Genomic DNA, 22,607 nt, shown 5'->3' on the forward strand with positions numbered 1-22,607 from the left:
GTAATACGACATTACAAGCGCTTTTCTATTATTAATCTAAGTCATGCAGTGGCCAAACAACAATAAAATCCTCATATTGTTCTTCTGTAACCATATCATCAAAGATCACTTTACCGCGAACGGACATGCCCGCTTTATGCATTGCCGATTTTTTGCCTTTGTTGAGTAAAGGGTGCCAACTTGGCAAGCCCCTTCCCTCAGCCAAGCGTCGATAACTACAACTCGTCGGCATATAAAAAACCTGCTCCAAGTTATCTTGGGTAAGCTGAACACAACTCGGCACTAACTGAGTGCGTTTGCTGTAGACAGTGCACTCGCATTTTTTATCATTGAGATATTGGCAAGCCACATTAGTGTAGTGCAGCTCTTCATTATCATTAATAAAGTCTGTATCCACTGCTGCGTCTTCTGCACCTTCATCATCAATCAGTTTGTGTAAGCAACATTTGGCACACCCATCGCAAAGCGATTCCCATTCAGGACGAGTCATCTCTTGCAACGATTTAGTTTGCCAAAACGGCGTATTGCTTTGTGTCATTATTGTTATATCTCAATGTTTATTAAGTCGTATTACTGAATTTTTGGATAACCAATACGGTCAGCCAAATATCCAACAGACGTAACGAAATAATATGAACGATTCCAGTGCATTAGAGACTTATAGTTATCATACGCTAGGTACATGCGGCCTTTGGCATCATCCGGCATGATAAGAGCTGCGGTGATATCAACATTTGGTAGCGGACGACCATCCATTCTCGTAACACCTAGCTTCGACCATTCTTCTAACGTTCTTTCATTATTTGCAAAGTTTTTAAGCCAGCCCGAACGGCCTTTGCTGCCCTTTGGCATTATCAAAGACTTGTCAAAACCCTCAGGTAATTTAACTTGGCGGCCCCAAGTTTTGTTGTTGTCCCAGCCTTCTTGTTTTAAATAGTTAGCAATCGATGCAAAGACGTCGTGTTTGTTATTCCAAATGTCTTTTTTACCGTCTTTGTCACCGTCTGCGGCGTAAGCCAAAAACGAAGTCGGAATAAACTGACATTGGCCCATAGCACCGGCCCACGAACCAACAAATTTTTCAGGCTCGATGTGGCCTTCTTCCAAAATTTTAAGTGAAGCGAACAGCTGACGCTTAAAGAATGCCTCGCGACGGCCGTCATAACTCAAAGTTGCGATCGAATCTATAATAGGCATTTTACCCTGAATACGACCAAAGTTCGTCTCTAATGCCCACAGTGAAACGATAAAGCGAGCTTGAACTCCGTACTCTTTGGCGATTTGCTCCAATAGCTCTTGATTTTCTTTGTAAGCAGCTCGAGCCTTGTTAACTTTCCACTCGGGTACGCGTTTAGGTAAATACGTATCTAGAGTCTCAACGAACTCAGGTTGGTTTTTGTCGGCTTTTACTACTCGTTTAAGATAGGTTAAATCTGAAAGGTGTTCTTCTACAAACTCTGGCTCAAAGCCCTTTTCAATGGCTTCTTTTTTTAATCCTTCGACATATTGCTCAAATGATGGCTTGTCAGCTGCAAAAGACGATAGTGGCAGTGACAGTGCGAATGCTGCAATGAGTGCTTTAAGTTTCATTTCCCCTCTCTTACGCTTCTCCTGTTGAAGCGCTTTGACTTTTTTTGAATGTATCCAGCAAGTTTTCTTGCGGTGGTGGCAATTGAAGATAATAGCCGTTTTCTTTTAATTCTTGTTTTACTTTGTCTAGGTCTGCTTGAGCAAGCCCGTTGCGACGATCTAGGTCTAAAGTCATGACGAGTAACGGCGCACCAATCAATTTCATCAATTGCTCAGGTACCTTTGAAAAGTCGTCCGTCTTTTCGACATATAAATACGTTTCAGCTTTTTTTGAGCTTTTATAGATTGTACATAATTGCATAAATTAACCTTTGTTTAAAAGCGGATTACTGGATAGTTTGTCAATGCTATAACGCGTTTTCCATTGACTCAAAGCATCAAACAATAAAGCTTGTCGCCATGGCAAATCAAATTCTGGTACCGAGCTGTTAGGTACTTTCCATTGCCACTGAATGTATTGATTTAACTGCTTTTTGGTTGCCAGCAACGGCAGAGGAACATCGTGTTGCTTACTCGCTTCGGTTACCAATTGCTTTAAATACTTAAATGCCTGTTTATAATCCGAAAAATCAGTAAGACGCGGGATCACATCTGGGCAATCATTCAACTCTAAAGCCTTGGCGCGTTCAACACATTGCAGCATGGCTTTGCCATGAATTCTAATCTCACTAGGATGAATGTTCGGAATATTTTTAAGACTCGCCAAATCACTAGGTCGACGCTGGGCGATAGCAAATAAAGAAGCATCTTTTGCGACAAAACCTAATGCTAGGTTCTTTTTAACCGCTTGCTGATAACGCCAAATACTAAGCTCTTTTAAAATTGCTAACTCTCGACGCTTGAGTTGCCAGCCATTACCAAAGTCCAAATAGAGCTTTTGAATGTCTTTTTCTTGGCGTTTTTGATCGACCTTAAGCTGAGCTTCTAATAAGTTGAACTCTGCCAAGCCACGTGTTTGCAACTCATCATTAAACGCGTGATAAAGAGGTAACAAGTACTTAACATCATTGGCAGCATAATGCAGCTGTGTTTCGTCTAAAGGTCGCTTAAGCCAATTAGTACGAGCTTCACCTTTATCTAGAGTAATACCTAAGGTCTGTTCAACGGCAGCTCCGAAACCAAGCACGGTCCCCTCGTTTAAAAACTGTCCGGCTATTTGAGTATCAAATAATGGCTGTGGCAATCGACCCGAGTAAACCTTAAAGACCTCTAGGTCTTCATGGCAAGAGTGCAACACCTTGACGATATTTTGATTTGTTAACAACGCCCAAAACGGCTCTAAATCCAACTCCACAAGCGGATCGATTAACACCAAACTTTGACCGTCATAAGCCTGAATCAGTCCCAACTGCGCATAAAAAGTACGAGTTCTGACAAATTCTGTATCCAAGGCCAAAACTTTACATTGCTGAGCTTGGGCACAAAATGCGTTCAATTCACTTTGGGTTTCAATATAGGTGTATTCTGTTGAAGTTTGAGTCACTGTATCTCTCTTTATCATCACAATTTGCTTTTTTGAGCACAAAAAAAGCCGACATACGCCGGCTTTTAATTTAAGTCTAAAGAAGGATTAATCCTTTAGTTTGCGACGTAAAATTTTGCCTACGTTAGATTTTGGCAATTCTTCACGGAATTCTACCAGTTTAGGAACTTTATATCCTGTTAATCTTTCACGACAATGCTCAATCACATCTGCTTCGGTTAGGTTAGGATCTTTCTTAACCACAAAGACTTTAACTACTTCGCCCGAAACTTCATGCGGTACACCAATAGCGGCACACTCAAGTACGCCTTCGTGTGTAACAATAACGTCTTCGATTTCATTTGGGAATACGTTGAAGCCAGACACTAAAATCATGTCTTTTTTACGGTCAACAATGTACAACAAGCCTTCTTCGTCCATCTTGGCGATGTCACCCGTCGCCAACCAGCCGTCATTTAAAACTTCAGCTGTAGCTTCTGCTCGACCAAGGTAGCCTTTCATTACTTGAGGACCTTTAACCAAAAGCTCGCCTGCTTCACCCATCTTAACGTCTTGACCTTCTTCGTTAACTAATCGAACGTCCGTTGATGGAGTAGCAACACCGATACTACCTGTGTACTTTCCGATGTCATAAGGCACAAAAGATACCACAGGTGAACACTCGGTCAGGCCATAACCTTCTAACAAATCACAACCAGTAACGTTTAACCAACGCTCAGCTACCGCGCGTTGAACCGCCATGCCACCACCGATGCTCAACTTTAATTTTGAAAAGTCTAGCTCTGAAAAGCCAGGGGTGTTTAACAAGCCGTTAAATAAAGTATTTACGCCACTGATAGCAGTAAACTTAACTTTGCTTAATTCTTTTACGAACCCAGGCATATCACGTGGGTTTGTGATCAATACGTTGGTACCGCCATATTTGATAAACAGCAGGCCATTAGCAGTTAATGCAAAGATATGGTACAGCGGCAGTGCTGTAATAATCGTATCTTCACCTTCTTTTAAACAAGGGCCTAACAACGCAGATACTTGCTCAAGGTTTGCTACCATATTTGCATGGGTTAGCATTGCACCTTTAGAAACACCCGTTGTGCCACCTGTGTATTGTAAAAAGGCAAGATCTTCACCTACCACTTTTACTGGTGTTAAAGTTTGTTGGCGCCCCTGAGATAAAGCTTGTTTAAATGGAATAGCATTCGGTAGGTTGTAGGCTGGGACCATTTTTTTGACATGCTTAACAACAAAATCAACGATAAACCCTTTAAAGCCTAACAAGTCACCCATCTTCGTCAAGATGACATGTTCAACCGATGTATTCTCAATGATTTGGTCTAATGTAGACGCAAAGTTATCAACGATAATGATTGCTTTCGTACCACTGTCGTTAAGCTGGTGCTCTAATTCACGAGGTGTATAAAGCGGGTTAACGTTTACAACCACGGCACCAATTCGGTGAATTGCTAATAAAGCAATTGGGTACTGAAGTAAGTTTGGCATCATGATCGCAACAGCATCACCTTTCTTGATGTTTAAGGTGTTTTGTAAATAAGCTGCGAAAGCCTCTGCTTGCTGATCAAGCTCGCGATAGGTTATAGATTTACCCATATTAACGTACGCGTCTTTATCGGCGAATTTTTTCACGCTCTCTGCTACGACATCTAACAGTGAGTGCTGTGGATCAAGGTTTATTTCTGTTGGTACGTTTTTAGGATATTTATTTAACCAAATCTTGTCCAAAACGAACTCCTGAATCAATTTGAAGGCTGAATTTTTTTATAATCAAAATAATTCGCCACTTTACTCCAACTCATCGGATGAGACAAATTGAAAAGTGCAAAAAGTAGTCAAACCGTTACTTTCGGTTAATATTCACGCAATTATAGTAAAAATTTGCGTAACTGCTCGGCGATTTGGTCTGGAAATTCCATATGACAGTGATGGTGCCCAGGCACCTCAACACAGGTATGATTTGCATAATTTTTGGCAAACTTTGCGTAATTATCTTTAATATTTTGATATCCGTCAGTCGCCAAAAGAATAAGAGTTGGAGCCTTAATCGCTGAAATAATTTGAGCTGCGGCTTGGTCAGATAACCTAAGTGGTGAACCGGCTCTAAGTCTAATATCGGTTTTCCACTCAAAGCCACCTTCTACCGTTCTGATATTGCGTAGCGTTAGTATTTTAGCTGCTTCATAACCAATGTTTCCAGCTGCTTCACGTGCCTTAATCGCGCTTTCTAAGTGTTTGTGAATGCGCTTAGACTTGTTTTTAAGGGCACGCCTTGAGTCAAATGCCTCTCGCATATCAGCGACTAAACTATCAACTTTTTGTGTTACTAACCCTGCTGCATCAATCAAAACCAATTTTTCGATCTTTTCTGGGAATAAACCAGCAATGACAGTGGTAAGCATGCCACCAAGAGAATGACCCAGTAGAATAGGCGGCTCAGATAAATTTAATGCATCTATAAAATCGACTATATCTTCAACCCAATCAATAAAATGATAATGACCAGCCGCATTGCGATGATCAGAATCACCATGACCCGGTAAGTCGGGCATGATCCAATGATATTCGGGGAGTTCTTTTTGTAGGGGAACAAATGATGCCGCGTTATCTAGCCAACCATGGAGTGCTATGACAGTCGTGGCATTAGGCTTACCTGACGATTCAAGGTAAGCCATTACGCCGGAAGGAAGGTCTATCTTACTCGTCTTCACTCGATTCAATAATAGGTTTGGTAAATTTAAGTGTCATTCGGTCGCTCTCACCAATCTGCTGATATTTAAGTTGGTCAAGTGCGCCCATCGCATAGGTTGGAGGTAGAGTATAAACCCCTCTAGGGTGGTCTTTGGTGTCTTTTTCGTTAGCATTAACTTCACTCGTTGCGACTAACTTAAAGCCAACACTCTCTACTGCGTCAATCACGTAGCTTTGACTCAAGTACCCTTCACTTGCTGAAGCCGAAATATCTGAAAACGAATCAGCTCTGTGTTGAATGATACCTAGTGTGCCTCCGGGTTTTACTGCATCAAACACTGCTTTTAATCCAATTAACAAGTCGCCATTTTCATCCCAAATATGTAATGAGCGAATAATTAACGCAAGATCAACAGACTCAGGTTCGGCAACTTGCAGTACTTCAGGAGGGTCTAATTCTGTAAATGTTACATCACCAAACTCCTCTTGATTAGTAACCATTTCTCGATATTCCAGAGCAACTTTAGACCAGAAAGCTTTTCGCTTATCCTTGGAGTTTTGATTAGAGATAGAAAAAGTAGCAGCTATCAACTGGCCTTCATCTTTGAGATAAGGCGCAAGTATTTCTGTGTACCAACCATTACCTGGCCAAACTTCCAAAACCGTGTCACTGCTTTTTAATCCAAAAAAGTTTAAAACTTCTTGTGGATGACGGTACGCGTCGCGGGCTTTGTTTTGTTCTGAGCGGTATTTTGCTGACAAAATCTCAGACAAATCACTGTCAGATGCACTCACATTGTGAGCATGGGCCCCCAAAATGAGGGCTCCAAATAACGAAATGAACGTCAACTTCATAGCCATTTCACCTTTAGCGGATATTATTATTGTTTGTTATCTTGTGATTTTATGACACCCGTTGGCTTTTTCTTATTAGTTCCACCAATGATGTATTTGTGTCTCACGCCACCGTGCCAGTAATATCTTGGGTGGTAGCCTGGCCAAGCGTAATAAAATTCAACACGAGCTGGCGGTTGGGCTTTTTTCCATAAGTGTAAAGTTGCGTCGGTTATGGTCGGATATAAATACTCGTAATCATCAATTTTTTCGCTTTCTTTTTCTTTGATGGTACCGAGGGCTGTGATCGATTTGCCTTTTTTGTATATCTCTGGCTCTAAAAAGCCATCTACTAACACTCTAAAACGCCCTAATGGTTCATCTTTAGTATGAGGGCGGCCAGTCGACTTTGATGGATAGTATAAAACGTCAATCTGAGTCTTGTTTGCACGGTTTTTGATATTGGCGATCACCCCGCTCCAACGCGCTTTTTGACCAATAAAACCTTCATCATTCGCTTGAACAGTTTGAAAATCAACAAGGCTAGTGCCTTCAGGAACCTGCACGGCGTCAGGGTAGCTCGCGCATCCTGTAATAACGAGAACAAGGCCAAGTAGACTACTTTTTATCAGGTTCATATCACCTCCGACATCTTATTTTTCCCCCAGTATTAAAGAAAAAGTACTGATTTACCAACACTATTTCTCTATTTTTTATTATCCGTTGCAAAAACTTATAGCCAGTTTAGCTACGCGGTAATATCGACATTTACCTGGCCGCGTAACAATTCACTTTGTTGTTGAGAACTCAATGAGTTGTAAGAGTTAATCGCTGTTTGACCTAGACCTGAAGCATTTTGACTTTGCTCCTGTTGGCGTGTCGCATTTTGCTCTAACTGTCTGATTGTATCTTGATTAGGAGGCGTGATTTGTTGTTGTGACGTGCCTTCAAGTCGCTCCGTTTGCAATTCTCTTTCACGTTGACGCTGTTCTTGACGGGCAGCCTCAGAGTTCAGGTTGTCTTGCTCGCGAGTTTGGGTATTTTCGCGAACGGTTTCTAAGCGTTGATCATCACTTACGCGCTGCTCTTCACGGTTTGAAATCTGTTGCTCTTGTTGGGCAACAACTCGCTGTTCCGCTGTTGCAAAACCGGACTGCTGTAAGTTTGGGGAAAATCGATTTACTTCTGTCATCATTGCCTCCGTTTTGTGTTTGTATATCAACAAACTTGAGTTGTATTTATTTTATACAACTCTTACGTAAGCTTAGTTAAGGAAGTTTAAAACTGCGAATGTAATCTGCTAATGCCGCAGTTAACTCGGTAAATAGCTCGCGACATTGGCAGCTGGTGACCATTTGTGGCATCCCATTTAAGCTGCACATAAAAAACAAAGCAACCCGTTTGGCATCGGTCTCTGGTTTTGCTTGTCCGCGCTCAATCGCCAGCTCTACGCCCGCTTGGATTATTTGTTGATGTTCTTTGAAAATAGCACTGATCCTCGTACGCAACCCCTCATCAGTTGATGAGAGTTCGGCAAGAAGATTGTGTACAGGGCAACCACTGCACATCTCGTCGTCTGTCGCGTTTAAGGACAAGCTATCGATTATCGATGCAATTGCTTCGATTGGCTCTTCAGCACTGACAACTCCGCCCCAGCGCTCAAGAAGTTTATTCTTAAATAACTCATCTACAACGGCATAAAGCAGTTCTTGTTTGTTGCTAAAGTGATGGTAAAGCGCACCTTTAGAAACTTCGGCTTTGTTGAGTATATCGGACAAGCTTGTGCCGTTATAACCCTTCTGATGAAACAAGCAAGCCGCTACTTCGAGCAAGTTTTGTCTTGTTCTATCTGGATCTCTCAATGCCATGTTCTTTGCCTCAGTAAAAGTGACCTTTTGGCCTGTCTAGGGATTTTAACGACCGACCAGTCGGTATAGTGTAATATGACTATGACGTTTTTATAAACAAAAAGTTCAATTATCTACCAGGCAACTTTTTCCAAGTTACTTCGTCACGCACATAGTTAGGTTGGGCGAACTCTGCGTCTTTTGCGTTACCATTTTCAAAATCAACCGCAGCTAGCGCAAATCCGTACTTCACATTCGGCAAAGTTATTTCAGTTAGAGTTACTGGAATTTGAGCCGTTAACTCTTGTTTGTAAGATTCCCAGCCGGTACCGACGGCAAATGTTTTTGTTGCATCACTGAGAGTGATACCTTTATCAGCTAATAGCGCCGCAACGTCATTTGGTTTGCACACGACATCCTCTAATACTGGCTCGGCTATACCATTGTTATTCTTGTAAACCGCAAAATAAATTTCTGACATTCTAGCGTCAATTGCGGTAACAACGATTTCAGCATTTAATTCGGCTATTGCTTGCTGTGCCATAAGTGCTAAATTAGATACACCCGCTACTTTTAAATCAGCACCAAATGCCAAGCCTTGAGTAACCGATACACCAATTCGCACACCAGTAAAACTGCCAGGACCTTGACCGTAAATAATGCCATCTAACTCAGATAGCGATAGGCCAGCTTCACCAAGTAAATCACCCACAGCAGGCAGTAGCTTTTGGGAATGTTGTTGAGGGCATACCTCAAAATACTCAAATAGCGCTTGTTCTGTTTGTAATGCAACTGAACAGGCTTCAGTGGCGGCATCTAATGCTAATAGTTTCATAAATTATAATGTCGTCAAAAATTGTTTTACTAAGTCTGTATCACGAGTTCTGCGCATATCCGGTAAACTGCGCATAAATACCTCACCGTATTGGCGAGTCACTAGTCTCGGGTCGCATATTACCAAAGCTCCGCTGTCAGTAACATCTCTTATTAAACGTCCCACCCCTTGCTTTAATGAAATAACGGCTTGAGGAATTTGCACCTGCTGAAAAGGGTCTTGCCCTTTTAGTTTGCAGTCCTCCATACGAGCTTGCAAAAGAGGCTCGTCGGGGGAGGCAAAAGGTAACTTGTCAATCATCACTAAGGATAATGCATCTCCTCGTACATCAACTCCTTCCCAAAACGAGCTGGTTCCGAGTAAAACCGCATGTTTGAGTTTAGTAAACTTTTCAAGCAGCAAACGTTTACTCGTTGTACCTTGCATAAGTAACGGCAGCTTGGTATTTCCATCTAACATTTTACCCACCATCGTCATGACACGGTGCGACGTAAATAATAAAAATGCTCGCCCCTTACTTGCTTCAATCATCTCAAGAGCAAGTTCGGCAAACGCCCTAACCGCGGCTTTATCGTTGGGTTCAGGAAAATATCGAGGAACGCAAAACAAGGCCTGCTTCTGATAATCAAACGGGCTGCCTAAAATCTGAGTACGCGCTTCTGGTAATCCTAACAAAGAGGTAAAGTGGTCAAATTCCTCATCGACTGATACCGTCGCAGAGGTGAAGACCCAACTCGCTTCAGACTCTTCAACAAACGCCCCAAATTTGTCAGCAATTGAAAGCGGTGTGGTATGCAAGGTGAAATGGCGTTTCGATGTGTCATACCAGTAGCTGTACCCGGTTTCTTGAATGCTGTTAACACGATCAAACTTGCCTCTTAACTGGCACAGACGCTCAAAACAAGAGTCTATCGCTTCAGTGCGTGAAACGACCATTTTTAGAACGTCGTATAAGAAATCAAAGGACTTATGAACCAGCCTCATCGCCTCTTGAATATTGTCTTGTTTCACTTTTTCTCGCCAGTTTCCCTTTTCAGGATCGATGGCAAAAACAAGGCGCATATCCAAAATATTTTTTTCGAGGTTTTGGGCAGCTTTGTTTAACTGTGTAACATCACGCAGGTTAACTTGATATTCGGCTTGAATGTCTTTACACAATTCGAATACCTGACGAGAGGAAAAGTGTTCACCAAAATACTCGGCGGCAATGTCCGGTATTTGGTGTGCCTCGTCAAAGATAATGACATCAGCAGCGGGGATCAATTCGCCAAAACCGGTGTCTTTGAGGGACATATCAGCAAAAAACAAATGGTGATTAACGACAATAAGGTCGGCGTCTAGTGCCCTTTTTCTGGCGTTTAGAACATGACACTCTCCAATGTTAGGACAATCCTTACCCAAACAGTTATCTACGCTACTTGTAACGAAGGGAATGACTCGGCTGTTTTCTTCAATTGAGGTTAATTCTCCCAAATCGCCCGAATCCGTTTCCGAACTCCAGCGTCTTACTTTTGAAAGATCGGTAACAAAATCTGCGTCGTCAAATGGAGGGTGTTGACCGTTCTGGATCATTCGGTACAAACACAAATAGTTGGCTCTACCTTTGAGGAGTGCGGTTTTCATTCGAGGTTTTAACGCTTGTTTGACAAGCGGTAAATCACGGTGAAAAAGCTGCTCCTGTAGCGCTTTTGTTCCCGTCGAGACAATTATTTTTTTGCCTTCAAGCATCGCCGGTGCAAGGTAAGCGAATGTTTTTCCTGTTCCTGTCCCCGCCTCAACAACAAGTTGCTTTTTGTCTTTGATTGTCGCGGCGACGGCATTAGCCATATCAAGCTGCGATTGGCGTGCTTTAAAGCCAGGAATTGCTTTAGCTAACGCGCCATTATCTGAAAAGCACTGTTGGACAGATTGTTTCACTTATAAGTCTCGATTTATTATGGAACATGAAATTAGGAATGAGAGTCTACCAAAACCCAAACAAGAGCGACATCACCTTTGGAACAGAAAATACTTAAAAAAAGGCATAAAAAAACTCCCGCAAATGCGAGAGTTTTTCGTATTACTAACTTAAAAGTTGGTAATTATAGAGAGTCAGCGTTTTCAGCTAGGAAAGCAGCAACACCGTCTGGCGTGTCTTTCATGCCTTTTTTACCTTCTTCCCAACCAGCTGGACATACTTCGCCGTGCTCTTGGTGGAAGTTTAATGCGTCAACCATACGTAGCATTTCGTCAATGTTACGACCTAGTGGTAAGTCATTAACAACTTGGTGGCGAACCATACCTTCTTCGTCAATTAAGAAAGATGCACGGAAGGCAACACCTGCTTCTGGGTGCTCAACGTCGTATGCTTGACAAATTTCGTGCTTAACGTCAGCTGCTAGTGTGTAACCAACTTGACCGATACCGCCGTTTTCAACAGCAGTGTTACGCCATGCGTTGTGGCTGAACTGAGAGTCGATAGAAACACCGATTACTTCTACACCGCGCTTTTGGAATTCAGCTAAACGCTTGTCAAAAGCGATAAGCTCAGAAGGACAAACGAAAGTGAAGTCTAGTGGGTAGAAGAAAACAACTGCTTTTTTACCTTTTGTTGCTTCTGCAAAGTTAAAGTTGTCAACGATTTCGCCGTTGCCAAGAACTGCTGCAGCTGAAAAATCTGGTGCCTTACGGCCTACTAATACGCCCATGGGTATCTCCAAAGTTGTTTTGTTAATAAGTTTGCACCAAGTATATATAGACCAATTATCAGAAACCAAGTTGTATTTCCGATTAATCCTATCGAAATTATCGATTTAGTCGATTAAGGCTAGCTACGAATAAAAATAAATCGCATTTAGCTCAAAAAAACCTTGATAAAGCACCTAATGAGAATTATTATCACTTGCATCAAATCAAGAGGTGTTAGCAATGTACGTTTGTTTGTGCAAAGGCATTACAGATAAAGACATAAAAGAAGTGGTCGAACAGCATGGCGTGGGTAATCTACGCGAGCTAAAACAGCACCTGCCTGTTGGTCAAGAATGTGGTAACTGCACTAAAGTTGCACAAAACATCATCGACAAAACCATCATTGATGAGTCTTTATTTAAAGAAGTCAGCTAGTTAGCCTATCAGATGTGATAATCGTATCAATAATGATTATCATTAATAAACGGTTGTTTTTATTGAATATTTTTGCAAATTGATAAAAACATTCTATACTCCTCCTATCTGGCCAAGATAGGATTTTTTCTCATGCAAAGTAACCGCACAATTATCACTACCCTCAACGATATTCTGACTGTTGAGTTAACGTCTATTAATCAATACTTTCTACACGCACGTATGTACAAGAATTGGGGTTTCAGCAAGCTAAACGACAAGTGTTATAAAAAGTCGATTTTAGATATGAAACAAGCTGACAAACTCATTGAACGCATTTTATTTTTGGAAGGCTTACCAAATCTACAAAAGCTTGGCGCATTAAGCATTGGTGAACACACCGAAGAAATGATGAAGTGCGATAGCCAATTTCAACAAACTCAAATTAACCAAATGCGAGCTGCGATTGCAGTGTGCGAAGAGCAGCAAGATTATGTTTCTCGAGACCTGTTAACAGAGATTCTTGAAGGCGAAGAAGAGCACTTAGACTGGCTTGAAACTCAAGACTATCAAATCGAAACCCTAGGTCTAGAAAAGTACCTACAAGCCCAAATCAACTAAGGAGTTCCGTCATGAAAGGCAAGCAAAATATTATCGACGCCCTAAACGGCCTATTGGCATATGAATTAGCGGCTATGGACCAGTACTTTATCCACTCTCGTATGTATGACGACTGGGGTTTTACAAAGTTATTTGAACGCATAGATCATGAGTTTGATGATGAAAAAGGCCATGCTTCGTTATTGATTGAGCGTATCTTATTTTTGGAAGGCACACCGGATATGGTTACTCGTGATGGTTTGCATATCGGCAAAACCGTTCCGGAAATGTTAGAGAGTGATCTTCGCGTTGAATACGCTGTTGACGCAGCTCTAAAAAGCGCAATGGCATTGTGTGAAAAAGAGCAAGATTACGTAACTCGCAATATGCTCCAAACATTAATTGATGATACAGAGTCTGATCACGCGTACTGGTTAGAACAACAATTACGTCTGATCAAAACAATCGGCTTAGAAAACTACCTACAGTCACAAATGTAAGCTCTAACCGAGAACTGAAACAAATAAGCAACAAATAAAAAACGGTGCATTCTTTCGAAGTGCACCGTTTTTTTATGGAGCCTTATTCAGCTCGCATTAACTAGCCATGACAGGTTACATCTTTTCCATGGTTTCGATGCCTAACAAATCCAAACCTTGTTTCATGGTTTTAGCCACTAATAAGCTCAGGGCTAAACGGCTTTGTTTTGTCTCTTCGGCAACACCGTCTTTTAAGATTGGACATGCTTCGTAGAAGCTCATGAACAAGCTAGCCAGTTCGTATAGGTATGTACACAACACGTGTGGTGTTAAGTTTTGACTCACTGAGCCAATAACTTCAACAAACTGTAATAACTTAACGGCTAGTGCCTTTTCTTGCGCTTCTGTAATGGAGACCTTGGCATTGAAGTCTGTTGTTTCGATACCAGCCTTGCGGAAAATACTCTGAATACGAGTGTAGGCGTATTGTAGGTAAGGCGCTGTATCACCTTCAAAGCTCAACATCGTATCCCAATCGAAGATATAGTCCGTTGTACGGTTTTTACTAAGGTCAGCATATTTGATTGCACCGATACCTACTTTACGAGCGACTTCTTTTTGCTCATCAGCCGATAACTCATTTGCACGCTCTGCTAATAGCTTCTCTGCACGTTCAACCGCTTCATCTAACAAGTCGGCCAACTTAACAGTACCACCAGTACGCGTTTTAAATGGCTTGCCGTCTTTACCTAACATCATGCCAAATGGACCGTGTTCATAGGTAGTCTCTGCTTTTAGCAAGCCACCTTTACGACCTACGATTTCCGCTTGTTTAAAGTGGAAAGCTTGGCGAGCGTCAGTGAAGATAATGATACGATCAGCATTTAAGTCAAAAGAACGGTACTTCATCGCTGCTAAGTCAGTGGTTGAATATAAGTAACCACCACCGGATTTTTCTACAATATAAACTGCAGGCTCGCCGTCTTTATTAGCAAGCTCTTCAATGAATACTACCTGTGCACCTTGGTCTTCAACCACGATACCCTGTTCTTTTAGGTCGGCTACAATTCCCGGAAGCATCGGGTTGTAAGCACTTTCACCCATGATGTCATCGTTAGTTAGTTTAACGTTGAGCTTTTCGTAAACTTCTTCTGAGTGCTGAATCGACACTTCGATAAACTGTTGCCACAGGGCTTTACATTGCTCATCGCCACCTTGCAATTTAACCACGTATTCACGCGCTCTATCGGCAAAGCCTTCTTCTTCATCAAAACGAACTTTAGCTTCGCGATAAAAGTCTTCTAAGTCAGATAGGGCTGTTGTAGCAACCTGATCAGCTGCTAACTTGTCCTGAAGATGCGCAATCAGCATACCAAACTGAGTACCCCAGTCACCCATGTGGTTTTGACGAATGACATCGTGACCTAAAAATTCGATAACACGTGCGACCGCATCACCAATTATGGTCGAACGTAAGTGACCAACGTGCATTTCTTTTGCTAAGTTCGGCGATGACAAATCTACAACTACTTTTTGTTGTGATTCGGTTTCTACCGCTAAACGCGGGTCAGCGATAGCTCGCTCCACTTGGCTTGCTAACCACTCTGGGCGAAGTTTTACGTTTATAAAACCAGGACCTGCAATTTCTAAGCTCTCAGCCACATCATCAAGTTCAACGTTTTCAACGATAACTTGAGCAATATCACGAGGCTTTTGCTTTAAGATTTTCGCTAACGCCATTGCACCATTAAATTGATACTCACCAAACTCAGGGCGTGTGCTTTTTGCCAGTGGCGCTGGCGCATTTTCTGCACCTTCAATTTTGCTTAAAGCTTGTTTAAATCTGTCTTGTACTAACTTAAATACGTTCATTGTTTTACCTTAAAATTGACTTTGCGTTGGCGATTAGTGTTCACGAGTTTCTGAAAATTCGATGTCTGGATAGCGCTCCATCGATAAATTCAGGTTAACTCGAGTAGGTGCAATGTAAGTTAAATTGTCACCGCCATCTAAAGCCAAGTTCGCCGAACATTTGCGACGGAACTCATCAAACTTTTTGTCATCGTTAGATGAAACCCAACGGGCTGTTGCAACGTTGACGTTTTCGTAAATCGCTTCCACGTTGTATTCAGATTTTAAGCGCTGAACAACAACGTCAAACTGAAGTACACCTACCGCACCAACGATCAAGTCGTTGTTGTCTAATGGGCGGAATACTTGCACGGCGCCCTCTTCAGATAACTGAATAAGGCCTTTTAATAATTGCTTTTGCTTAAGAGGATCTTTTAGGCGAATACGGCGGAATAATTCTGGCGCGAAGTTTGGAATACCACTGAACTTCATATCTTCACCTTGAGTAAAGGTGTCGCCAATCTGTATTGTACCGTGATTGTGTAATCCGATAATATCGCCAGGATAAGCTTCTTCAACTTGAGAACGGTCGCCAGCAACAAACGTCAATGCGTCTGAGATTCTTACATCTTTACCTAGACGCACGTGCTTCATTTTCATGCCTTTTTCGTACTTACCCGAAACAATACGCATAAAAGCAACACGGTCACGGTGCTTTGGATCCATGTTAGCTTGGATTTTAAATACAAAACCACTGAAGTTGTCATCTTGCGCTGTCACTTGCTTGACGTCTGTCTCTCGTGGCATTGGCGTTGGTGCCCATTCAGTTAGACCATCAAGCATATGATCAACACCAAAGTTACCAAGAGCCGTACCAAAATAGACCGGCGTCAACTGACCCGCTAAAAACAACTCAAGTTCAAATTCGTGAGATGCACCTAATACAAGTTCTAGCTCATCGCGAAGTTGCTCTGCCAAATCTTCACCGATTTCAGCATCAACTTCAGGATTATCCAACCCTTTAATAGTGCGAACTTCTTGAATTGTGTGACCTTGGCCAGTCGAATACAAAATCACTTCATCTCGATGAATGTGGTAGACACCTTTGAACAACTTGCCACAGCCAATTGGCCAAGTGATTGGAGCACAGGCAATGTTTAATTCAGACTCCACCTCATCCATCACTTCCATTGGGTCACGAATGTCGCGGTCCAATTTGTTCATAAAAGTAATGATTGGTGTGTCACGAAGACGGGTTACTTCCATCAACTTACGAGTTCTATCTTCAACACCTTTTGCAGCATCAATAACCATCAAACATGAGTCAACGGCCGTTAACGTCCGATATGTGTCTTCTGAGAAGTCTTCGTGTCCTGGAGTATCTAGTAGGTTAACCAAACGATCATTGTAAGGAAACTGCATAACCGAGGTAGTAATTGAAATACCACGGTCTTTTTCCATCTCCATCCAGTCTGATTTGGCATGCTGGTTAGAGCCGCGCCCTTTAACTGTACCAGCGGTTTGTAATTGCTGTCCGAACAACAATACCTTTTCAGTGATGGTGGTTTTACCCGCATCCGGGTGAGATATAATCGCAAAAGTTCTGCGTTTATTTACTTCGTTTAAAACGTTTTGGTCAGCCATTAAATAGTATTCTTACAGTTGGAAAACGACTTATAAAATTAAGTCAAAAGTAACAGATAATATGTTGACTATTTTCCCTTATCTTGGCTTGATTAACAACGCACCAAACCAAGATATTCAAATAAAAACCTAATTTAATTACGTGATAACTGTGAAACCGTCGTTGCTATACTTTCAGACTCACTTCTGATTTCTTCAATCAATCGCATGGCATGCGCTAATTCCTCGTTAACCTCGGTCACGTTTGTTTGAATAATACCCATGTTGTCCTCTGATTGTTTGGTTAGCTCAGAGTTTAATTGAACAATATCGGCAATTTCTCGCGTAGCACGCGATGTGTTAGCTGCCAAATTTCGAACCTCGTCAGCCACAACCGCGAATCCACGCCCCGCCTCACCGGCTCGTGCCGCCTCTATTGCAGCGTTAAGGGCCAATAGATTGGTTTGCTCGGCAATACTGGAAATAGTCGTAACAATCTGAGTAATTTGATGAGATTGTTCGGTTAAGCGGTTCATTAAATCCGTCGCCTGATCAACTGACTTGTTAATGTCACCTGCTATATTAGAGGCTTTGTTGATAGAGCCTTGGCCCTGAGTTGTTATTTCAACTGCGTGAAGTGCATTTTTCTGGGCAACATCAGACACTTCCTCTGCGGCTCTTTGTAAATTAACCCTGTCTGTTACATCAGAGGCAAATTTAACAATGCTAATGACGTTTCCTTTCTCGTCTTTGACCGGGTTATAGGTTGCCTCTAACCATATCATTCTGCCTGTCCGAGTTACTCTTTCAAATTGACCGGACTCGTAACGTCCATTGCGCAGCCCTTCCCAAAAACTTTCATAATTGGCAAGAAAACTAGGCGGACAAAATATCTTGTGGTGCTTTCCAACAATATCTTCCAACTCATATCCCACTGTTTGGCAAAAATTCTCATTAGCACTAAGAATTTTACCTTCGGGTGTAAACTCTATATACGCAAGCGACTTCATCAACGCATTAGAAACAGCTTCTTGGCTGTCGAGTTGCATTTTTTTAGCGGTAATATCTGATGCAATTTTTGCAACTTTATAAACCTTACCGTCCTCGTCCGAAATCGGAAAATAAGTTGCATTTATCCAGAGCTTTTCACCGCCTTTTTTATATCTCAAAAAATGACCTTGATGGGTTTCGCCTTGACGTAATGATGCCCAAAACTCTTTGTACTCATTACTTGCTGCGTAAGCCTTGTCACATAAATTGCTGTGGTGTTTGCCGACAATTTCACCGTAATCATACTGCACAGTTTGCAAAAACAGCTCATTAGCATAAGTGACTTCACCATTTGGTGTAAATTCAATATAGGCCACGCTGCTTTTTATTGCGTCAACAATATGCTTATTAATCCTAAGGTCTTTTATTTGTTGTTCAAAGCGCTCCAGCACTTCCGCAGGTACTAATTTTGGAAAAGGCATAAACTGTCCACATATGATTGTATTAATTTAAATATAATCGGCTTTTGAGATTTGGATAGGAGCTTGATAATTTTTTTAGCATTTATTGATTCACATTTCACAATTGCATACAAAATTTTAACTTAATGGTTTAAGCTTACTCTTATATCAAGAAGTATTGCGAGCGTTATGACTGAAAAAAAATGGACACTTAAGAGTATTGCAGCAGAGCTTGGTGTGTCTAATGCAACGGTTTCGAATGCGTTTAATCGACCCGATCAACTCTCTGAAAAGCGAAGACGTGAAATTTTAGAAGCGTGTGAAAGATTAGGATATTCAGGCCCCAACAGAGCTGCCCAATCTCTTCGCAAAGGTAAATTTAATATTGTAGCATTGGTACTTCCCGATAGTATCGAGTATATGGTTTCAGATCCTGTCGCAAGTCAGTTTGTAAGGGGCGTATCGGCGGTCTTAGAGCCGAATGGAATTAATATTCTTTTGTTTTCTGGACAAGCAGATTCAATCAATACCATATCAGATTTTGTTGATGGTTTTATCTGCTATGGAACACCTCGAAATTCAAAACTAATCGAGCAGTTAAAGCTGACAAAAAAGAAAGTTGTGACGGTTGATTTCGATATCGCCAGAAATGCTTCTGTCAATGTTGAAAATCTTCAAGCATGTGCAGAGCTCGCTCGACAAGTAATTACCCCAGATGACAACCATGTCGCTGTTTTGGGGCTTCGCCTGTTAGATTCTGACCAAGTTAGCATAATAAAGTGTCAACTATCAGATTTAAACACAACCGCAATATCCCACCAACGGCTGCTAGGCTATCAACAAGCACTGCAAGCCAATGACATAACATTAACGGGTGATACAGTTTGGAATATTCCAGAAAGTAATGAAAAATATGCATCCGTAGCTGCACGCCAAGCACTCTTATCATCACCGCGCCCAAGCATACTTTTGTGTATGAGTGATCTAATTGCTATAGCCGCAATTAAAGAAGCCGAAAAGCTGGGGTTGAGAGTCCCTGAAGATATCAAAATAACAGGCTTTGATGGCATTGATGAAGCGCTCAGGTCCAATCCATCCGTAACCACCGTTCACCAAAACAGCGAAGAAAAAGGCAAAAAAGCAGCAGAGCTATTCATCGCCCAAGCGACACATGCTGAGACAATCCCGTTTGAGATAGTTAGAGGGAAAAGCGGCTAAATTAAAATAGCCGCAAATAAATGGCTTATTTTGATAAGTTTAGAAGATCTAATAAAGAGGTTTTTGATACGCCAGTATTCGTTTTTTCGGTAATCGTTGCCGAAATACCGTAGGAAAATTCAATCTCGTTGTCACAATGCTCTAACGTTACGTCCAATTGAATAAACTCCCCCTCCCTGCACCATTTAAGACTCAATGTATTGGTACCTGTTGAGTGTTCAAAATCCCCGTTAAAACAAACGTTGTTATTTCGAATCGAAATAAGGCGAGCCAACGCTTTAAATATAGGTTGGTCTGTTAGCTGATCGATTTTATCAGATGTGAGGTATGGACGATTGATATCTCTACCTACATTTGTCTGTTGGAGTAAATTAACATCGTTTTCACAAGCAAATAATCCTCCGTAATAGACTTGTGGTACTCCAGGGACAAAAAACTGAATCGCTCTTGAGGTCAGGTACGCAAGTTCGTCCGCCCCTAATGCATTAAAGTAGGTACAGTTCACTTGGTACAGGTCAACATTACTCGCTGCCGCTCCCGTCGCAAGGCGGCTTTCACCCTCACTTTTAAGGTGAATTGTTTCAACCAGACTGTCTATTTCAGACTCTGTTAGTAGTCCAGGCTCACCGTCCATTGGACCAACGTCAATAATACCTATCCCGTCGTGAGTATCTAAAACAGTAATACAATTTCGTGGCGATATAGCTAGCCAATTATTAAGTGCTGTGAAATCTTTACTAAACAAGCTGTGCAGAACAAGAGGAGGTAGTGCGAAGTCATAAACCAAGCCGACCCTCTCAGCAATTTCAATCTGAGTTTTGTAATAAGAATGAATTTCCACCAGCGTTTCTATCCCAAGAGACTTTGCTTTTTCTGAAATTTCATTAATAAAGTCGAACGTCTCATCTAACATAAAACAATTAGTGTCTGCCTTTTTGATAGCATAGCCAGCCGCATCAAGGCGGATCATAGTTACATTGTTCTCTGAAAACTCCGTTAAGATCCTATCTAGGTAATTTTGGCCAGCCTCAGAGTAAACATCTATATCAATTTGATTGTCGGTAAACGTGGTCCAAAACTCCTGCTTTTCTCCACTTTTTAGCTCAAATGTAGAAAAACACCGGCCAGGTCTAGGACGATAAATCATATCGAGTTGTTGTTGTGAAGCACCATCAGGAAACACTTTGTCTTCTGTTAAAAACAACGACCAGTATTCAGAATCTTTACCTTTATCGAGAACATCCAAAAACTCAGGGCTTTGCGCAGACATGTGGTTAACTATCATGTCGGCCATAATTTCATGAGAACTACCTAGCGCCCTTATGTCATGCCAACTTCCAAGACGAGTATCGACCTGTGTATGATCGATCGGATCAAAACCTGCGTCACTGCCATCTATTGGATAATAAAAAGGCAAAAGGTGAACACCAGAGAATAATCCACCGAGTTGATTATTAAGAACTTCAGCCAGTTTCGTTACCCCTGCTCCCGACAAACGATCTACATAGGTAATTAGTTGAACATTATTTTTCATTGCATTCTCTTAAATTTGACATTGACACTTAATCGATTAAGTATAATATTTAACTACAACAAAGGCTATTTCAAGAATAATTTTAGATTAACTACCTAAAATTGTATTGAGTGCCTAAAAACAATAAAAAATATATCGAATATCAAATTGACCGACTCAGACAAATGAGTCAAACAGGTGACACTTATGAACGTGAATGATTCATTCGGAAGGCAGACTTATGCTCACTCAAAAATGAAGAACTGCGCAACCACTAAAATAAAGTGGTTGACCTATATGATGTTTTTCCTATTTGCCATGACCTCTGATGCGGTGGGGGTGATCATCCCTGAGTTGATCAAAACCTATGATCTCAACCTAACGCAAGCGAGCGCTTTTCACTACATCCCAATGATATTTATCGCTTTTAGTGGCTTGTTTTTGGGTTATTTAGCCGACAAATTGGGTCGCAAAGCAACGATAGTACTAGGTTTAATTTTGTTTTCTCTTGCTAGCTTTTTATTTGCAGCAGGCGATTCGTTTACCTATTTTTTATCTTTGTTAGGCGTAATCGGTATCGCAATTGGACTATTTAAAACCGGTGCACTTGCTTTAATAGGAGATATTTCTACCTCAACGAAAGACCACACCGTAACAATGAACAAAGTTGAAGGCTTTTTTGGTATTGGTGCTATGGTTGGTCCAGCTATCATTAGCTATTTACTCGTTGCTGGAGTTTCTTGGAAGTTTTTATACATCGGAGCGGGTGTATTTTGTTTACTACTTTGCCTTGCCGCTGCTAAAACTCGGTACCCACAGCCAGATTCAACCAAACAAGAACAACCAATCAATATAAAGGAATCTCTGAGGCTAATGAAGGACCCTTACGCTCTGGGTTTTTCCTTAGCTGTTGGATTATATGTCGCAACAGAAGTCGCTATTTATGTATGGATGCCGACATTGTTACTTGACTACGATGGTTCTTTTGTATGGCTAGCAACTTATGCCCTAACTGTATTTTTTGCGCTTCGTGCTTTAGGCCGTTTCGTTGGCGCTTGGTTACTCGAACATTTCCAGTGGCAGCAAGTTATGTTTATAGTCACTTCCGCTGTCTTTCTATGTTACTTAGGTACCGTCATTGGTGGCGTGGACGCAGCTATTTGGCTATTGCCAATTTCCGGCCTATTTATGTCAGTCATCTACCCTACTTTAAATTCCAAGGGCATAAGTTGCTTCCATTCTTCACAACACGGGGCAATCGCAGGGGTTATTTTATTTTTTACCGCAGTTTCAGCAGCGCTCGCTCCTCTATTAATGGGCGTTATTAGCGACTTATTTGGTCATGTCTCAGTAGGCTTTTATTTGGCTACAGGCTTTGCTGGCCTGCTAGCCGTTTTGGCATTCTATAACTTACTCAAAGACCCTGCTAAGCAACGCATTATCGATATCGAAACAAATTCTAACTAAAACAAACTTGATAAAAGGTAAAATCTGGACTA

At 41.5% G+C, this 22,607-nt stretch carries 22 protein-coding genes and 1 pseudogene; 5 read left to right on the plus strand and 18 right to left on the minus strand.

The window, feature by feature from the left end; all coding sequences use genetic code 11:
- Positions 1-31 precede the first annotated feature (31 nt).
- The 13 genes from J1N51_RS05015 to J1N51_RS05075 all read right to left on the minus strand — a co-directional run bounded on the left by J1N51_RS05015 (position 32) and on the right by J1N51_RS05075 (position 11,979).
- The gene (locus J1N51_RS05015; RefSeq protein ID WP_208832874.1) at positions 32-538 is read right to left on the minus strand and encodes a YcgN family cysteine cluster protein; all 507 of its coding nucleotides are present in this window, start codon (positions 536-538) and stop codon (positions 32-34) included.
- 32 nt (positions 539-570) lie between these two features.
- On the minus strand, positions 571-1,590 hold the full coding sequence (locus J1N51_RS05020; RefSeq protein ID WP_208832875.1) for a lytic murein transglycosylase: 1,020 nt from the start codon (positions 1,588-1,590) through the stop codon (positions 571-573).
- Between the two features lie 10 nt (positions 1,591-1,600).
- A complete protein-coding gene (locus J1N51_RS05025; protein ID WP_208832876.1) occupies positions 1,601-1,891 on the minus strand; it encodes a YcgL domain-containing protein in 291 nt (96 codons plus the stop codon).
- Positions 1,892-1,894: 3 nt separating this feature from the next.
- Positions 1,895-3,073 (minus strand): ribonuclease D, encoded by a 1,179-nt coding sequence (gene rnd, locus J1N51_RS05030; RefSeq protein WP_208832877.1) that lies wholly within the window; start codon positions 3,071-3,073, stop codon positions 1,895-1,897.
- Positions 3,074-3,160: 87 nt separating this feature from the next.
- Entirely contained in the window at positions 3,161-4,813 is a 1,653-nt protein-coding gene (gene fadD / locus J1N51_RS05035; RefSeq protein WP_208832878.1) for a long-chain-fatty-acid--CoA ligase FadD, read from the minus strand.
- Between the two features lie 140 nt (positions 4,814-4,953).
- Complete coding sequence (locus J1N51_RS05040; protein WP_208832879.1) at positions 4,954-5,796, minus strand: alpha/beta fold hydrolase; 843 nt, start codon at positions 5,794-5,796, stop codon at positions 4,954-4,956.
- Complete coding sequence (locus J1N51_RS05045; protein WP_208832880.1) at positions 5,783-6,631, minus strand: class I SAM-dependent methyltransferase; 849 nt, start codon at positions 6,629-6,631, stop codon at positions 5,783-5,785. Before J1N51_RS05045 ends, J1N51_RS05040 begins: the two co-directional genes overlap by 14 nt.
- A 26-nt stretch (positions 6,632-6,657) precedes the next feature.
- Positions 6,658-7,248 carry a Slp family lipoprotein gene (locus tag J1N51_RS05050; protein ID WP_208832881.1) on the minus strand — a complete coding sequence of 197 codons (591 nt, stop codon included), beginning with the start codon at positions 7,246-7,248 and terminating at the stop codon, positions 6,658-6,660.
- A 110-nt stretch (positions 7,249-7,358) separates the two neighbouring features.
- A complete protein-coding gene (locus J1N51_RS05055) occupies positions 7,359-7,802 on the minus strand; it encodes a hypothetical protein (RefSeq protein ID WP_208832882.1) in 444 nt (147 codons plus the stop codon).
- Between the two features lie 76 nt (positions 7,803-7,878).
- Positions 7,879-8,478: a TetR/AcrR family transcriptional regulator gene (locus J1N51_RS05060; RefSeq protein WP_208832883.1), complete on the minus strand. Its 600-nt coding sequence runs from the start codon at positions 8,476-8,478 to the stop codon at positions 7,879-7,881.
- A gap of 109 nt (positions 8,479-8,587) precedes the next feature.
- Positions 8,588-9,292 carry a tRNA (adenosine(37)-N6)-threonylcarbamoyltransferase complex dimerization subunit type 1 TsaB gene (gene tsaB, locus J1N51_RS05065; RefSeq protein WP_208832884.1) on the minus strand — a complete coding sequence of 235 codons (705 nt, stop codon included), beginning with the start codon at positions 9,290-9,292 and terminating at the stop codon, positions 8,588-8,590.
- Positions 9,293-9,295: 3 nt separating this feature from the next.
- Positions 9,296-11,209 carry an ATP-dependent DNA helicase gene (locus J1N51_RS05070; protein ID WP_232842862.1) on the minus strand — a complete coding sequence of 638 codons (1,914 nt, stop codon included), beginning with the start codon at positions 11,207-11,209 and terminating at the stop codon, positions 9,296-9,298.
- A 164-nt stretch (positions 11,210-11,373) separates the two neighbouring features.
- Entirely contained in the window at positions 11,374-11,979 is a 606-nt protein-coding gene (locus tag J1N51_RS05075; protein ID WP_208832885.1) for a peroxiredoxin, read from the minus strand.
- Between the two features lie 220 nt (positions 11,980-12,199).
- Between J1N51_RS05075 and J1N51_RS05080 the strand changes: the two genes are divergently transcribed.
- From J1N51_RS05080 to bfr (J1N51_RS05090), 3 genes are all read left to right on the plus strand, one after another.
- Positions 12,200-12,394, plus strand: a complete 195-nt coding sequence (locus J1N51_RS05080) for a (2Fe-2S)-binding protein (protein ID WP_208832886.1) — start codon at positions 12,200-12,202, stop codon at positions 12,392-12,394.
- Between the two features lie 132 nt (positions 12,395-12,526).
- Positions 12,527-12,994 (plus strand): bacterioferritin, encoded by a 468-nt coding sequence (gene bfr, locus J1N51_RS05085; RefSeq protein ID WP_208832887.1) that lies wholly within the window; start codon positions 12,527-12,529, stop codon positions 12,992-12,994.
- 11 nt (positions 12,995-13,005) lie between these two features.
- Positions 13,006-13,473 (plus strand): bacterioferritin, encoded by a 468-nt coding sequence (gene bfr, locus J1N51_RS05090; RefSeq protein WP_208832888.1) that lies wholly within the window; start codon positions 13,006-13,008, stop codon positions 13,471-13,473.
- 114 nt (positions 13,474-13,587) lie between these two features.
- On the opposite strand, the gene argS is transcribed toward bfr (J1N51_RS05090), so the two are convergent.
- The 4 genes and pseudogenes from argS to J1N51_RS14845 all read right to left on the minus strand — a co-directional run.
- On the minus strand, positions 13,588-15,324 hold the full coding sequence (gene argS / locus J1N51_RS05095) for an arginine--tRNA ligase (RefSeq protein WP_208832889.1): 1,737 nt from the start codon (positions 15,322-15,324) through the stop codon (positions 13,588-13,590).
- A gap of 33 nt (positions 15,325-15,357) precedes the next feature.
- On the minus strand, positions 15,358-16,947 hold the full coding sequence (prfC, locus tag J1N51_RS05100; RefSeq protein ID WP_208832890.1) for a peptide chain release factor 3: 1,590 nt from the start codon (positions 16,945-16,947) through the stop codon (positions 15,358-15,360).
- A 134-nt stretch (positions 16,948-17,081) separates the two neighbouring features.
- Entirely contained in the window at positions 17,082-17,591 is a 510-nt protein-coding gene (locus J1N51_RS14840) for a methyl-accepting chemotaxis protein (RefSeq protein ID WP_408635894.1), read from the minus strand.
- 69 nt (positions 17,592-17,660) lie between these two features.
- Positions 17,661-18,398, minus strand: a pseudogene (locus J1N51_RS14845) (PAS domain-containing protein); the annotation flags it as partial.
- A 168-nt stretch (positions 18,399-18,566) separates the two neighbouring features.
- On the opposite strand from J1N51_RS14845, the gene J1N51_RS05110 reads away from it, so the two are divergent.
- Positions 18,567-19,595: a LacI family DNA-binding transcriptional regulator gene (locus tag J1N51_RS05110; protein ID WP_208832892.1), complete on the plus strand. Its 1,029-nt coding sequence runs from the start codon at positions 18,567-18,569 to the stop codon at positions 19,593-19,595.
- Between the two features lie 25 nt (positions 19,596-19,620).
- On the opposite strand, the gene gtfA is transcribed toward J1N51_RS05110, so the two are convergent.
- Positions 19,621-21,129: a sucrose phosphorylase gene (gene gtfA, locus J1N51_RS05115; RefSeq protein ID WP_208832893.1), complete on the minus strand. Its 1,509-nt coding sequence runs from the start codon at positions 21,127-21,129 to the stop codon at positions 19,621-19,623.
- Positions 21,130-21,363: 234 nt separating this feature from the next.
- Between gtfA and J1N51_RS05120 the strand changes: the two genes are divergently transcribed.
- Positions 21,364-22,575 (plus strand): MFS transporter, encoded by a 1,212-nt coding sequence (locus J1N51_RS05120; protein WP_208833330.1) that lies wholly within the window; start codon positions 21,364-21,366, stop codon positions 22,573-22,575.
- Positions 22,576-22,607 lie beyond the last annotated feature (32 nt).

The sequence above is a fragment of the Psychrosphaera ytuae genome (assembly GCF_017638545.1).
Classification (GTDB): Bacteria; Pseudomonadota; Gammaproteobacteria; order Enterobacterales; family Alteromonadaceae; genus Psychrosphaera; species Psychrosphaera ytuae.

What these genes read in the sequence shown, in the direction of transcription:
- J1N51_RS05110 (WP_208832892.1), top strand. Translation starts at nt 18,567, where the DNA reads ATGACTGAAAAAAAATGGACACTTAAGAGTATTGCAGCAGAGCTTGGT.
- gtfA (WP_208832893.1), bottom strand. Translation starts at nt 21,129, where the DNA reads ATGAAAAATAATGTTCAACTAATTACCTATGTAGATCGTTTGTCGGGA.
- J1N51_RS05020 (WP_208832875.1), bottom strand. Translation starts at nt 1,590, where the DNA reads ATGAAACTTAAAGCACTCATTGCAGCATTCGCACTGTCACTGCCACTA.
- prfC (WP_208832890.1), bottom strand. Translation starts at nt 16,947, where the DNA reads ATGGCTGACCAAAACGTTTTAAACGAAGTAAATAAACGCAGAACTTTT.
- J1N51_RS05075 (WP_208832885.1), bottom strand. Translation starts at nt 11,979, where the DNA reads ATGGGCGTATTAGTAGGCCGTAAGGCACCAGATTTTTCAGCTGCAGCA.
- J1N51_RS05120 (WP_208833330.1), top strand. Translation starts at nt 21,364, where the DNA reads ATGAAGAACTGCGCAACCACTAAAATAAAGTGGTTGACCTATATGATG.
- J1N51_RS05080 (WP_208832886.1), top strand. Translation starts at nt 12,200, where the DNA reads ATGTACGTTTGTTTGTGCAAAGGCATTACAGATAAAGACATAAAAGAA.
- argS (WP_208832889.1), bottom strand. Translation starts at nt 15,324, where the DNA reads ATGAACGTATTTAAGTTAGTACAAGACAGATTTAAACAAGCTTTAAGC.
- J1N51_RS05050 (WP_208832881.1), bottom strand. Translation starts at nt 7,248, where the DNA reads ATGAACCTGATAAAAAGTAGTCTACTTGGCCTTGTTCTCGTTATTACA.
- bfr (WP_208832888.1), top strand. Translation starts at nt 13,006, where the DNA reads ATGAAAGGCAAGCAAAATATTATCGACGCCCTAAACGGCCTATTGGCA.
- tsaB (WP_208832884.1), bottom strand. Translation starts at nt 9,292, where the DNA reads ATGAAACTATTAGCATTAGATGCCGCCACTGAAGCCTGTTCAGTTGCA.
- J1N51_RS05060 (WP_208832883.1), bottom strand. Translation starts at nt 8,478, where the DNA reads ATGGCATTGAGAGATCCAGATAGAACAAGACAAAACTTGCTCGAAGTA.
- J1N51_RS05015 (WP_208832874.1), bottom strand. Translation starts at nt 538, where the DNA reads ATGACACAAAGCAATACGCCGTTTTGGCAAACTAAATCGTTGCAAGAG.
- J1N51_RS05055 (WP_208832882.1), bottom strand. Translation starts at nt 7,802, where the DNA reads ATGACAGAAGTAAATCGATTTTCCCCAAACTTACAGCAGTCCGGTTTT.
- J1N51_RS05025 (WP_208832876.1), bottom strand. Translation starts at nt 1,891, where the DNA reads ATGCAATTATGTACAATCTATAAAAGCTCAAAAAAAGCTGAAACGTAT.
- bfr (WP_208832887.1), top strand. Translation starts at nt 12,527, where the DNA reads ATGCAAAGTAACCGCACAATTATCACTACCCTCAACGATATTCTGACT.
- J1N51_RS05045 (WP_208832880.1), bottom strand. Translation starts at nt 6,631, where the DNA reads ATGAAGTTGACGTTCATTTCGTTATTTGGAGCCCTCATTTTGGGGGCC.